12 protein-coding genes are annotated in these 13275 nt (G+C 63.9%); 9 read left to right on the top strand and 3 right to left on the bottom strand.

Going from position 1 to position 13275, the window contains the following annotated elements; genetic code table 11:
- The first annotated feature begins 61 nt into the window (after nt 1-61).
- Both BM364_RS02330 and BM364_RS02325 read left to right on the top strand, forming a co-directional pair.
- Nucleotides 62-817, top strand: coding sequence for a cytochrome c oxidase assembly protein (locus tag BM364_RS02330; protein ID WP_244542745.1), 756 nt, complete (start codon nt 62-64; stop codon nt 815-817).
- Nucleotides 814-1317: a CopD family protein gene (locus BM364_RS02325; protein WP_092420389.1), complete on the top strand. Its 504-nt coding sequence runs from the start codon at nt 814-816 to the stop codon at nt 1315-1317. The genes BM364_RS02330 and BM364_RS02325 overlap by 4 nt, the downstream gene beginning before the upstream one ends.
- On the opposite strand, the gene BM364_RS02320 is transcribed toward BM364_RS02325, so the two are convergent.
- Nucleotides 1295-1852 (bottom strand): DUF2231 domain-containing protein, encoded by a 558-nt coding sequence (locus BM364_RS02320; RefSeq protein ID WP_092420386.1) that lies wholly within the window; start codon nt 1850-1852, stop codon nt 1295-1297. The two genes, BM364_RS02325 and BM364_RS02320, sit on opposite strands and share 23 nt — an antisense overlap.
- On the opposite strand from BM364_RS02320, the gene coxB reads away from it, so the two are divergent.
- From coxB to BM364_RS02305, 3 genes are read left to right on the top strand one after another with little or no spacing between them, the layout of a single operon-like run.
- Nucleotides 1835-2530 (top strand): cytochrome c oxidase subunit II, encoded by a 696-nt coding sequence (coxB, locus tag BM364_RS02315; protein ID WP_342028834.1) that lies wholly within the window; start codon nt 1835-1837, stop codon nt 2528-2530. The genes BM364_RS02320 and coxB overlap by 18 nt on opposite strands.
- Complete coding sequence (gene ctaD, locus BM364_RS02310) at nt 2527-5019, top strand: cytochrome c oxidase subunit I (protein WP_092420380.1); 2493 nt, start codon at nt 2527-2529, stop codon at nt 5017-5019. The genes coxB and ctaD overlap by 4 nt, the downstream gene beginning before the upstream one ends.
- Complete coding sequence (locus BM364_RS02305) at nt 5016-5327, top strand: hypothetical protein (RefSeq protein ID WP_092420377.1); 312 nt, start codon at nt 5016-5018, stop codon at nt 5325-5327. The genes ctaD and BM364_RS02305 overlap by 4 nt, the downstream gene beginning before the upstream one ends.
- Here the strand turns inward: BM364_RS02305 and BM364_RS02300 are convergent.
- Entirely contained in the window at nt 5324-6559 is a 1236-nt protein-coding gene (locus tag BM364_RS02300) for a TIGR03862 family flavoprotein (protein ID WP_244542744.1), read from the bottom strand. The two genes, BM364_RS02305 and BM364_RS02300, sit on opposite strands and share 4 nt — an antisense overlap.
- Nucleotides 6560-6689: 130 nt before the next feature.
- On the opposite strand from BM364_RS02300, the gene BM364_RS02295 reads away from it, so the two are divergent.
- The 3 genes from BM364_RS02295 (at nt 6690) to BM364_RS02285 (ending at nt 10505) form a co-directional block, all read left to right on the top strand.
- Nucleotides 6690-7604, top strand: a complete 915-nt coding sequence (locus tag BM364_RS02295) for an ROK family protein (protein WP_092420374.1) — start codon at nt 6690-6692, stop codon at nt 7602-7604.
- Nucleotides 7601-8332 carry a copper homeostasis protein CutC gene (locus BM364_RS02290; protein WP_092420371.1) on the top strand — a complete coding sequence of 244 codons (732 nt, stop codon included), beginning with the start codon at nt 7601-7603 and terminating at the stop codon, nt 8330-8332. Before BM364_RS02295 ends, BM364_RS02290 begins: the two co-directional genes overlap by 4 nt.
- Before the next feature lie 169 nt (nt 8333-8501).
- A complete protein-coding gene (locus BM364_RS02285) occupies nt 8502-10505 on the top strand; it encodes a methyl-accepting chemotaxis protein (RefSeq protein ID WP_092420368.1) in 2004 nt (667 codons plus the stop codon).
- A 31-nt stretch (nt 10506-10536) separates the two neighbouring features.
- On the opposite strand, the gene BM364_RS02280 is transcribed toward BM364_RS02285, so the two are convergent.
- On the bottom strand, nt 10537-11958 hold the full coding sequence (locus BM364_RS02280; protein ID WP_139232457.1) for a nucleotide-binding protein: 1422 nt from the start codon (nt 11956-11958) through the stop codon (nt 10537-10539).
- A gap of 241 nt (nt 11959-12199) precedes the next feature.
- Between BM364_RS02280 and BM364_RS02275 the strand changes: the two genes are divergently transcribed.
- Nucleotides 12200-13267 (top strand): AbrB family transcriptional regulator, encoded by a 1068-nt coding sequence (locus BM364_RS02275; protein ID WP_092420362.1) that lies wholly within the window; start codon nt 12200-12202, stop codon nt 13265-13267.
- Nucleotides 13268-13275: the final 8 nt, after the last annotated feature.

The raw sequence follows: 13275 nt of genomic DNA, 5'->3' as shown, positions 1-13275 counted from the left end.
GCCGCCATTTTCACGCGAAGATGGCGGCCTTTTCTTTGCCGCCCCCCCGAACGGACTGGATATGGACCCGGTTACAGGCTTTTCCTTCGCCATGAGCTATTGCGGCCAGCCGCCGCTGCCGGACACGATCTGGGCACGCTGGAATTTGGATCCCATCCTGCTGACTGCCCTGGCGGGAGCCGGCGGTCTCGGACTGCATCTGCTGCGTAAAGCGACGGGCAAGCGCAAACTCGCTTTTGCCGCTGCCTGGCTCTTTGCTGCGATGCTCTTTGTTTCCCCTCTTTGCGCCCTGACCGTCGCGCTGTTCTCGGGCCGCGTCACCCATCATGTGCTTTTGACCATGGGCGTGGCGCCGCTACTTGCCCTGGCGCTGCCCGCAAGGTGGGGGCAAACCCGCAATCTCCTGCTGCCGCTTTCCGCATCCACCATCGCGCTCTGGCTCTGGCATAGTCCCGACCTTTATACTGCAGCCTTTGCGCATCCGGCGATCTATTGGGCCATGCAGCTCTCGCTGCTGGCCAGCTTCACCTGGCTCTGGCTCGGTCTCCTGCACAGCAGGGCTACGCTCGCCGCCGGGATTACCGCGCTTACCAGCGCTATCCAGATGGGCTTTCTGGGCGCGCTTCTCGTTTTTGCGCCCGATCCGCTCTATTTGCCGCATCTGACAACCACATTCCCCTTTGGCCTCTCCCCGGTCGATGACCAGCAACTGGGCGGTCTCGTCATGTGGGTACCAGCCAATCTGCCGCTTCTGGCGCTGGTACTCTGGCGGTTGCTGGCTGGGCTTGGGCCTCAAGCAAAGACCAGCGCCCAATGATCGTTGTCTGGCTCAAATTCTTCCATGTCGCCTCGATCGCCCTATGGTCGGCCGGTCTGATCGCCCTGCCATTTCTTTATCGCGAGAGGCCCGGATTGCGCGATGGCGAGCTTTATCGGCTCCACTCGTTCACCCGCGCCTTCTATATCCGCTTCGTTTCCCCCAGCGCCTTTGTCGCGATCGGCACCGGCACCGCGCTGATCCTGCTCCAGGAGACCTATGCCAACTGGTTTTCCGCCAAGCTGCTCGCCGTCGCGGCCATGACGGGCATTCATATCTTTTCCGGTCTCGCGATCCTCAGGATCTTCGAACGCACCGGGCGCTTTCACACCGAGCGCTTCTTCGTGATGCTGCCGGCGACCACTGCGGTCGTGACCGCAATCCTCGTGCTCGTGCTGGGTAAACCGGAGCTGCAATGGCCAGAGCCCCTGACGCAATTGCTTGCACCAGGGGCTCTGCGGGAAATCGCCAGCTCGCTTACTGACGGCTGGATATCATGAGGCCGATGCCATGATCGAGCACCAGCTTGCCCCCATGCCAGCCGGCAAAAGCAGTCGCGAGGCTGCACAGGAAGGAGAGCATGAGTCCGTTGGGCAGAACCTGTTCGGGGAAATTGATGCGCAGCCCGGCATTGGCCGCCGCGATCGCCAGCAGCACCATGGCGGCGACCGCATGGTTCCAGCTTGCGACCCGCACGCGGATGCCCGGCACGGCCAGCAGTTCGAGCGTGCCGGCTATGGCCGCCAGAACGCCGAACACGAAAGCTGCGCCCGCCGACCAGACGCTGACCTCGACCCAAAAGGGATCGGCCGTCCACCAGTAGAAAATATCGAGGCCCAAGGTGGCAATGACAAAGGCGATGGGGAAATGCACCATCATGGCGTGGATCGGATGACCCGCCACGGCAATGGCCGACCCTACATCCTGTTGCGCGACATCGCGGATCTGGGGATTGGGATGATCCGACCGGATTTCGGGCGGGGTTTCCTCGTCGCGGATTTCGGCTTCTTCGCTGGCTTGCGCCGCATCGGTCATCGTTCTGGCCCCCTTGAGAAAAGCGTTGCTCTTTGCGCAACGCTGCCGCTTCTGGCGGGTTGCAGTGGCGATCTGTCGACGCTTGATCCTGCGGGCCCGCGCGCGGCGAATCTGGCGACGCTCTGGTGGATCATGCTGTTCGGCTCGATTCTGCTCTTCGCGCTGGTCATGGTGCTTTTTGCCCTTGCCTATATCCGTACAGGCTGGATTTCGCGCATCACCCCTACCCAGTGGATAGTCGGCGGCGGGCTCGTCCTGCCTATTCCGGTTCTGGTGCTGCTCACCGGCACGGCGCTCGTCCTGGGCGAGCAATTGCTGCCGCATGGGCGGACCCCGGTGACCATCGAAGCGCATGCCGCGCGCTGGAACTGGACCTTCTCCTATCCTGGCGGCACCACCCAAGCTGGAGACGTTCTGCATATGCCTGCTGGTCAGCCGGTCGACATTCTCGTAACCACCGAGGACGTGATCCACGCCTTCTGGGTGCCGCGGCTTGGCGGCAAGATCGACGCCATACCCGGCCACACCAATACCATCCGCCTGGAAGCGGACCGGCCTGGAATCTATTGGGGCCAATGCGCGGAATATTGCGGCATCGGCCACGACATCATGCGTTTCCGCGTCGAGGTGCATAGTGCCGAAGACTTCGCAGCCCGCTTTGGGGGGGAGGCACGATGACCGGCAAACCGAGCCCCGTTCGCCTGCACAAGGATCTTGAGACCATCTGGAAGACGCCGCCCGGCATCGCGCGGCTTTCAAGCGTCAACCACACCATTCTGGGCAAGCGCTTCATGCTCCTGGCGCTGATCTTCTTTGCGATCGGCGGCTTTTTGTCCATGCTGATCCGGGCGCAGCTGGCAACGCCGCACAGCGCCTTTGTCGGCCCCGAAATCTACAACCAGATCTTCACCATGCATGGCACGGTGATGATGTTCCTGTTTGCCATTCCCATGCTCGAGGGCTTTGCCATCTATATGCTGCCCAAGCTGCTGGGCGCGCGCGACCTCGCCTTTCCGCGGGTCACCGCCTATGGCTTCTGGTGCTATTTTTTCGGCGGCAGCATCCTGGTGATCGCCATGCTGGCCGGGGTTGCGCCCGATAGCGGGTGGTTCATGTATACCCCGCTCTCCTCGCGGCCCTACACGGCCGGCATCAATGCCGATGTGTGGCTGCTCGGCATTACCTTTGTGGAGATTTCGGCTGTCACCGCGGCCATCGAAATCTTCGTTTCCATTCTCAAGCTGCGCGCACCGGGCATGTCGCTGGCGCGCATGCCGCTGATGGCCTGGTATATGCTGGTGACGGCCGGCATGATGATCGTCGGCTTTCCACCGTTGATCCTGGGCTCGATCCTGCTCGAACTCGAACGCGCGTTCGACCTGCCGTTTTTCGATCCAACCCGGGGCGGCGATTCCCTCCTCTGGCAGCACCTCTTCTGGCTGTTCGGCCATCCCGAGGTTTATATCATCTTCCTGCCTGCCGCCGGCGTGCTCTCGACCATCATCCCGGTCTTTGCACAGCGCCAGATCCTGGGATATCGCGCCATCATCGCGGCTATCGTCGCCATGGGCTTTCTCAGCTTCGGGCTCTGGGTGCACCATATGTTCACCGTGGGCATCCCCCATCTGGCGCTCGCCTTCTTTTCGGCGGCAAGCGCGCTCGTGGCGATCCCCACCGCGATCCAGATCTTTGCCTGGATCGGGACCCTCGCTTCCGGCCGGCCGCGCTGGGACATTCCCATGCTCTACGTCTTCGGCTTCTTCTTCGTGTTCGTGATCGGGGGCTTGACCGGGGTGATGCTGGCCATGGTGCCCTTCAACACCCAGGCCCATGACAGCTATTTCGTGGTGGCCCATCTTCACTATGTGCTGGTGGGAGGCTTCGTCTTTCCCATGCTGGCCGGCCTTTACCATTGGCTGCCGCATATCACGGGGCGGCAGAGCGTTTACCGGCTCTCGATCCCGGCCTTCTGGCTGATCTTCATCGGGTTCAACGTAACGTTTTTCCTGATGCACCTGACGGGGTTGATGGGCATGCCGCGGCGCATTTCGACCTATCCCTCCAACTGGGGTTGGGACTGGCTGAACCTCCTGTCATCGGTGGGTGGCTTCATTCTCACCATGGGTTTTTCACTGGTACTGGTGGACATGATCCTGCAGTTCCGTTTCGGGCGCCGCTTCCGCCGCGACCCCTGGCGCGCCCAGACCCTCGAATGGGCCATGCCGACGCCACCGACAGATTACAATTTCGCCTCCCTGCCCCGGGTCGACATGCGCGCCGACGCCATCGAACCCGCGCCGCTCGGCCCGGTTCTCGCCAGCGGCGAGGGCTATCTCGGCTTTGCCCGCAACAACCAGCAGGAAACCCTGGCGGTCGACATGATGACGGGCGTGATCGAGCACATCGTGATCCTGCCGCGCCGGACCTATCTGCCGCTCTGGACGGCTCTGGCGACGGGCGGTTTCTTCGTTTCCCTGCTGCTGGGCCACTATTGGCTGGCGCCCTTCTTCGCTCTCCTCGTGACCGGGCTGATTCTTCTCTGGCCCGCCTCGCTTGGGTTCCGCGAAGACCAGGGACCGGTGCCGATCGGTCGCGGGGAAACAGCGCCGTTTGATGCCGAAAGCACCAGCAATGCTGCAATTCTTGCCAATCGCACCGCCCTTGTCACCAATGCGACCCTCTTCTCCTCGCTGCTTTTTGGCGGCCTGTTCCTGATCGTGGTCGCGCCCAATTGGGACAGCGCTCCGGCGCCGCTCGTGCCGGTCTGGCTCTCGATCCTTGCCGTGCTTGCGGCCGTAGCTGGCGGAGCGTCGGCCTTTTTCGCGCGCGCGACCAATCGGGCCGGAGGCGCGGTGACGGGCGGTCTTGCGGGAGCCGTGCTCGCGCAAGGGATTGCCACAGCGGCCTTTCTTGCGATCATGGCGGGCATGGGCAATCCGACCGCGCATGCGAGCATCGCCATCGCCTTCGTCACCCTGGGCTATTGTGCGCTTCATAGTGCCATCGGCGCCGTAATCGCGGGCCACGCGCTCTGGCGCAAGCATCAGGGCTATGTCTCGGCTCGGCGCGCAACCGACCCGGAACTGGCCTTTCTATGGAACGGCTATGCCGGGATAACGGCGGTGTTCGGCGCGGCCATGGCGCTGCTGCTGGGAGGCATTCTATGAGCGCCGGAGATCGCCGTGCCCTCATTCTGTTGATCGCAGGCTTCACCGCCTGGTCCTTCGGCTTCGTGCTGCTTTATGGGCTGCAGGCGCTCGGCTGCGCCTATGATTGGCCTGCCCATCGCGCCATTCTGATCGCGGCCTATATAGTAACGCTGGCTCCACTGGCCTGGCTCTCGCTGATCAAGGTTCGGGCGGAAGGCGAGCCGGCGAGCGTGCTGGCGCTCTCCGCGCTCTGGGCCAATCGGGCAGCGCTGGCGGCCGGAGTGCTCACATTTTTCCCCGCGACCTTTGCCAGCGCCTGTATCTAGTCCGAGGTCTCGAGATAGGCGAGAAGGCCGCGGGCCGCGGCCCGGCCCGTTGCAAGGCACGCGGTTAAAAGATAGCCGCCGGTCGGAGCTTCCCAGTCGAGCATTTCACCGGCCGCGAAAAACCCGGGCATGGCCTTGATCATATAGCGGTCGTCCATGGCATCGAGCGCGAGGCCCCCGGCCGAGGAAATGGCTTCGGCAAGGGGGCGCGGCTGCTTCACCCGGAGCGGCAGGGCTTTGATCGCCCGGGCCAATTGCCCCTCATCGTGCCGGGCGAGATCGCCGGCCATTTCGCGCAGGAGTCCTATTTTGACCGGGTCGAGCCCCGCGCCCTTGCGCAGGCGATTGGAGAGGCTGAGTTTGGCCGGCTGGCGTGACAGATCGGCATGGAGCCGTTCATGGCTGCGGCCGGGCATGAGATCGAGCGTCAACGCCGCGGTGCCCATTTGGGCGAGCCGATCGCGGAGTGCAGCGGAATGGGCGTAAACAAGGCTCCCCTCCATCCCCCATTGGGTGACGACGAACTCGCCCGCCGAGGCACCATCTCCAGCCGTTGCCGTCACCGCCTTGACCGGCATGCCGGCAAACCGCTCGGCAAAGACCGGGCTCCAATCGACCTCGAAACCGCAATTGGCCGGTCGGAACGGCGAGATGGGCACGCCCGCACGCTCAAGGATCGGCACCCAGGCAGCATCCGACCCGAGGCGCGGCCAGCTCGCGCCGCCAAGCGCGAGGAGCACAGCCGAAACATCGTGCTCGACCGGGCCGGCTTGCGTCGCAAAGGTCAGCCTCTCGCCGGAAATACCGGTCCAGCGGTGTCGCGTCCGGATCTCGACGCCCCGTCCGGCCAGCCGCGCAAGCCAGGCGCGCAGCAGTGGCGACCCTTTCATCGACCGGGGAAAAACACGACCCGACGAGCCGACGAAGGTCTCGATCCCCAATCCATCGCACCAGGCCCGGATGTCGGAACCGGTGAAAGCATCAAGCGCGGCGGCCAGCGCCGGACGAGCCAGCCCGAACCGGTCGAGAAGCGCGGCGTGCTCTTCGGCATGGGTGATGTTGAGACCGGACTTGCCCGCCATCAGGAATTTGCGTCCGACGCTGGGCATGGCGTCAAAGACGATGACGCGCTGCCCCGCCTCAGCCAGCACCTCGGCAGCCATGAGGCCTGCCGGTCCACCACCGATAATCGCGACTGGTTTCACCGCAGGGCCTTTGTTTGAGATCATCATGCACCCTTAGCCATTTTCCCGGTCCCGAGGCAAGAAAGCCGGATGTGGGAAAGCGCTGGGGCGACAGGCAGGAACTGGCCGGTGGCGGCAGGAGAAGATAGTCTCGGGCGATATTTTCCATCGGGCTCACATGATCACCTCTTTCGATATCGGCGGCACGACCATCAAGGCGGCAACCGCCAGCGCACCCGACGCGCTCATTCACTTGGGCCGATTGCCCACACCACGCGACGATTTCGAAGCTTTCGCCGCAGCGATAGGAGAACTGGTCGAAAGGGGGGGAGCGGCACCGGGGGCACCGGTCGCCATCTCCATCACCGGTGTCGTCGATCCGGACACTGGGCTCGTGCGCTGCGCCAATATTCCCTGCATTGACGGACGCCGTCTCGCCGATGATCTCGCTTCCCGCCTCAAGGCACAGGTTCATGTCGCCAATGACGGCGATTGCTTTGTTCTGGCCGAAGCGTCTGCCGGCGCCGGACGCGGCCATCGCGTAGTGTTTGGCGTCATTCTGGGCACGGGCGTCGGGGGTGGGCTCGTGGTGGATGGCCGGTTGCATCCCGGCGCTGCAGGACTTGGCGGGGAATGGGGGCACGGCACGATCGTAGCAACAAAAACTGCCAATCGCCCGTTCGAGCTGCCGCATTTTCCCTGCGGCTGCGGTCTCAACGGGTGCCTCGACACGGTGGGCGGAGCGCGCGGGCTCGAACGCCTCCATGCCCATATTCATGGCGACGATCTGGCCAGCACCGCCATTGTCGAGGCCTGGAGCGCGGGGGATGCGGCGGCCGGGGAAACCATCGCCCTCTTTGTCGAACTGGTGGCCCGGCCGCTGGCTCTGGTCGTCAACATCGTTGGCCCCGACATCATCCCGGTCGGCGGCGGACTAGCCAATAGCGCGGCCCTGATCGCAAGGCTCGACGAGGCTGTGCGTCCGCTCATTCTCCGGCGCATCGACCGGCCGCTTGTGGTCCCTGCGCAGTTGACGGCGGATGCCGGCCTGGTTGGCGCTGCGGCGCTGGGCCTGATGGAGCCGGTGTCATGATCCTTCTTGAAGTGTGCGTCGATACGGCTGCCGGGCTCGACGCTGCCCTGGCCGGCGGCGCCGACCGGATCGAGCTTTGCTCAAGTCTCGAACTGGGTGGCCTCACGCCCAGCGCCGGCCTCCTCTCCCTCGCCCGGGAGCGGGGCGCAACGGCCCGCGCCATGATCCGGCCACGGGCGGGCGATTTCGTGTTCTCGCCGGCCGATGCCGAACTGATGCGTGCTGATATCAAGGCTGCACGCGAAGCAGGGATCGAGGGCGTGGTGCTCGGCGCCAGCCGGCCTGATGGCACGCTCGATCTCGATCTCCTGCGCCATCTTGCCGAGACGAGCCAGGGGCTCAAACGCACCCTTCACCGCGCCTTTGATCTCGTTCCCGATATCGAGCAGGCCGTGGATCAGGCCGTGGCACTCGGCTTTGACACGATCCTGACGTCGGGCCGGGCAGCCTCCGCGCTTGAAGGGCTTGCCGATCTCGAAAAGATGCATCGCCACGCTGCTGGCCGCATCGTCGTCATGGCCGGAGCCGGCATCAATGCGCACACCGTGCTCAGGATCCTGCCGCGCGTCGCACTCGAAGCGGTGCATGGATCGTGTTCGGTACCGGCGCAGCCAGGGAGCGAGGCCGCAGCGCGCCTCGGCTTCGTCAGCCCGGACCGGCGCGAGACCGACCGTAAACATGTCGCAGCACTTAAGAAAGCGTTGGCTCACCCTGCTTATGGTGCCTAACATTGAGGCAGGTTTAGAGACCCTTCACCATGCATTAAGTGGAAAACAAGCATATTGCCGCAGTAAGCCTGACGATTTGCAAGCAGAGCGCGCCCTAAGACTCTGAGGCAAGTCAGAAAAGGCAGTAAGTCCGGCCGAATACTTGGTCGGGGTCATTAGGTGATATGGCATGCGTATTCGCAGCAAGGTTTTATCGATCGTCGGCATAATGGGCGTCGTCGCAGCGCTCATCACCGGCATCAGTCTTTATGTGGTGGACGAGTATGACCACCAGATCCAGCGTCTCGACAATTCGTCCAAGCGCGCTCTTTTCGGCGAAAGCATGAACCGTCTGGTGACCGCCGTGGTGATGGAAGCGCGCGGCATCTATGCAGCGCCCGGCACCGAACAGGCTGCCCAGTTCGCCAGTGGCATCATGGCACGGCTCGACGATATTGACCGGGTGATCGCCGAATGGCGTCCGCTTGTCGAAGCGGAAAACGCGGCGACCTTCGAGGACATGGCCAACAAGGCCGTCGCCTTCCGCACCTTCCGCGCCGAAACCGCGCGGCTGGGCCGCGACGTTTCTCCCGCTGACGCCGATGCCCAGGGCAATACCGAAGACAATCGCGCGAACCGCAAGGCCTTCCAGGCCGATATCGACGCCATCGTCGCCGACGATCTTGAAGATTATCGCGCCATTCAGGCCCAGCTCGTGGGTTTCGAGCGCACGATGCAGACCCTGTTGCTCGTGACCGCAGGCCTCGGCATCGCCATCGGCACGGCCGCTGCCGTTTATCTTGGTACTGCGCAGCTGGCGCGCCCGATCGGCAAGCTGACCGCGGCCATGGGCGACCTCGCCGAGGGCAAGTTCGACACCGATGTGCCCGGCGCTGATCGCGCCGACGAAATCGGGGCCATGGCCCAGGCCGTGCAGGTGTTCAAGGACAATGGCATCAAGATGGCGACGATGAGCGCCGCCGAGCAGGCGGAGGCCCTGCGCAGCGCGGCGCGCGCCCGCACCATGGAAGCCTTCCAGCGCGAATTTGCCGAGGTGATCGAGGCCGCCAAGGCGGGCGATTTCAGCCGCACCATCGACACCCGTTATGACGACGAGGACATCACGCGCATCACGGCCAGCTTCAATGCCATGATCGAAAGCGTGCGCATGGGCCTTGCCGATGCCGGGGCCGTGCTCGCCGCACTGGCCGACACCGATCTCAGCCAGCGCATGACCGGCTCGCATCAAGGCGCCTTCCTCGAGCTGCAGACCGACATGAACCGGGTGGCCGACACGCTGACCGACGTGGTGACGCGCCTGCGCACCACCTCGCGCGGGGTCAAGGTCGCGACCGGGGAAATCCTTGCCGGGGCGAACGATCTTTCCGAACGCACGACGCGCCAGGCCGCAACGATCGAGGAAACCTCGGCAACCATGGAAAAGCTTGCCGGCACCGTGACCGACAATGCCAAGCGCGCGCGTCAGGGGAGTACCACTGCAGAGGCAGTCACCCGATCGGCGGTGGATAGCGGCGCGGTGATGAACGAGGCCACTGTTGCCATGGGCCGGATCACCACCGCTTCGGAAAAGATCTCCAACATCATCGGCATGATCGACGACATCGCTTTCCAGACCAATCTTCTGGCGCTCAACGCTTCGGTGGAAGCCGCGCGCGCCGGCGAAGCAGGCAAGGGCTTTGCGGTAGTCGCTGTGGAAGTGCGCCGGCTGGCCCAATCGGCGGCCGAAGCCTCGTCCGAGGTCAAGGCCCTGATCGAGGAAAGCGCGCGCGAAGTCGATGGCGGCGCGCGTCTCGTGGGCGACGCCGCCAATCGCCTCGGCGCCATGCTTGAAGCATTGCGCGCCAACAGCGCCCTGATGTCCGAAATCGCGCGCGAAAGCAGCGAGCAAGCCCATGCAATCGAGGAGATCACGGTCGCGGTGCGGCAGATGGACGAGATGACCCAGCACAATGCGGCGCTGGTGGAAGAAACCAATGCTGCCATCGAGCAAACCGAGGCCCGGGCCAACGAGCTCGACACCATCGTAGAAGGGTTCCGGATCGGTGCCGAGCGGCAGGTCAAGACGCTGTCCACACCCCGTCCGGCAGCCCAGCCATTCAAGGCAAAGACGGCCAAGGCGCAATATCTCACAAGCGGCAACGCCGCCATTGCCGCCGATTGGGACGAGTTCTGACGGCAAGCACCAGCGGCGCCTGCGGGCGCCGCTACTCCGTTACATAGGCCGGCCTTTGCCGACGGACCCGACGCTGGATGGCTGTGGGCATCTGGGCGAGGACCGGGATGATGGGGATGACCCCGGATTGCGCCGCACGAATGGCGTGGGCGGCTTCAGCAAGGTTTTCGGGTTCCGTCCGCCCCCACCGCGCCAGAAGAACGGCCGCCGAAACTTGCGGCATGAGTTCGGCAAGATCTGCGGACCGGCTGGCCGGCGGCATATCGAGAACAACCACATCGAAACTGAACCGGGCGGCACGGAGCACCGAGGCGAGCCGCCGACGGCCGCCGGACGCCGATGGGCGCTCGAGATCGAGCAGCACGCTCACCCGCGAGATGGGATCGCGATGAGTGGCAGCAAGGAAGGTCCCTTCGTCCACCTCTGCCCACTTTTGCCCGGCCGAAGGCACATCGAGGCATCGCCGAAGCCCGCCCGACCCACCATTCGCGTCGATCAGGAGGACCCGTTGACCGGCACGGTCGAGAGCGCGCGCCAGCGCCAGAGCGGTCGTGGTCTTGCCCTCCCCTACTTGAGCCGAAGTGACGGCGATCACCGGGCTTGCCTTCTCCGTCGCAAGCGAGCGCGACAACGTCATGCGGAGGGCCAAGATACCTTCGCAGAAGGGGGAATCCGGCGTTTCGGCGAGAGCATCGGCATGGCTCGCGCCTTCGCTGCAGCGCTTGGCTAGCTGCGGCAGGCCCAGGGTGAAAGGCGCGCCGACGATACGGGCCAAAGCTTGCTTGCTGCGCACGCTGCCAAGAGGCCCTGCCGCAAAAACAAGCCCGAAGAGCACCAGAAGGCTTCCTGCCCCAAGGCCCCATAATGCCGTCTCCATCGCGGCCGGCCCGTATCGCTCCGCCGGTGGCAGGGCTGGAGCGGCGAGGCGAAGCGCTCCGGCCGAACGCGCCTCCTGCTGCAAGCCAAGATGCGCTCCGGCAACGGCATTGGCGATGGCGGCGGCAACGTCCGGACACCCGGCGCGCGCCGTAACTGCAATGATCGGGGCCAGTCCCAGACGTTCCGCCGTGACCGATCGGGTAATTTCTCGCGCCGTTTCCTCCACGCTCGCCATGCCGTCGGCGACGCGTGGAACATGGAAAAATGCCAGCGCCTCATCCCTCAACCGCAGGGCAATCGAGAGATCGTCGCGGTCAAGCAAGCCGATCTGCGCGGCCGCCCGGGCATAGACCACGGGCTGGCGCAACAGCTCAAGCTCGGCCAGCAGGCGCGCGGTGTCCGTGCTCTCGGATGCGCCTGGCTCGAGCAGAAGAAGGGCTGTGGCGCTATAAACCGGCCGCAGCAAGCAAGCTCCGGCAAAGGCGAGGAAGACACTAAGGCTCAGACAGCCAAGAACCGCACGATAATGGCGGACGAGAAAGCCAACGGCAAAATTCTTCCAGACCCCAGCCATATTCTTGACCCGCAGCACTGCCAGACCGGTTTAGACTACGAGATCAGAAAATCTACTTATGGCAAAAATTCTCTCTAATTGTCTTTTATCGCGCTGGACATCTTCAAAACAGCATCTGGAACGTGCATCCTCCTGCAGTAAACAGGTGACGGCCGATCTCGCGCTCTCGCATAGCAAGGGGTGACAAAGCCGGGCTGAGGCGGTAGCTGAACGCTATCCGTTCCGCCCACCCGACAGTTGCATGTCGCTTCCACCTTTCAAATCGCTGCTTTCGCTGGCCATCACGGTTCTGATTGCCGCTGCCGGCGGCGCTCTTGCCACACTGCTCGGCCTGCCGGCCGGCTGGCTGATGGGCGCCGCGCTCGCAGTCACCATCGCAGCCATGGCCGGCGTGCCGGTCGATATTCCCGACTGGCTGCGCAACGTCATCTTCGTGCTGATTGGCATGTCCATGGGCGCAAGCGTTGCTCCGGACAGCCTTTCGCTGCTCTCGAGCTGGCCGATCAGCCTTATCGCTCTTGCCATCGAACTCGTGATCATCGTTGCCGCCACCGGCTGGATGCTGACCCGCATCTTCGGCCTCGATGCCGGGACGGCCTATCTCAGCTCCTTTCCCGGGCACCTGTCTTTCGTCATGGGCATTGCCGCAACGGGTGTCGGCAATGCGCGCCAGATCGTCATCATTCAGGTGATCCGCATCCTGATGCTGACTATTGCCGTGCCACTCGGCGCCACCTTTTTGCCCATCGACCATTTGGAGGTGGTCGCGGCCACCCGGTTCCTTGGCCCGTTTGAACTGATCCTGCTGGCGCTGGGCTGCGTGGCCGCAGGTCTTTTGTTCAATCTGCTGCGCGTGCCGGCCGGTATGGTGCTCGGCGCCATGGCCGCGGCAACGGCTGCCAAGCTCGGCGGGCTCTATACCGCCGACATGCCGCCTCCGCTTGTTCTCATAACCTTCGTTCTGACCGGCGCCATGATCGGGGCGCGTTTTGTCGGCATATCGCGCGCCGAATTCTTTGCTGCGGCAAAGGGTGGGCTGATCGCGACCGCCATGACTGTGGGGATCGTAACCGTGATGGCGCTGGGGGTGACGCAGCTGGTCGACATGCCCTTCGGTCAGGTGTGGCTGGGGCTATCGCCCGGCGCTCTTGAAGGCATGGGTGCGCTCGGCATTGCGCTTGGCTATGATACGGCCTTCATCGCTGCCCACCACGTCATTCGCCTGCTCATGCTCAGCTTCGCCATTCCGGCCGTCGTGCTGATCATCCGCATGCAGGAGCGGCTTGCGGCACAGCAAGGCCACAATTGACGTTCAGA

Origin of the sequence: Devosia crocina (assembly GCF_900116545.1) — a bacterium.
Taxonomy (GTDB): Bacteria; Pseudomonadota; Alphaproteobacteria; order Rhizobiales; family Devosiaceae; genus Devosia; species Devosia crocina.
This window is presented reverse-complemented; position numbering and strand designations above follow the sequence as displayed.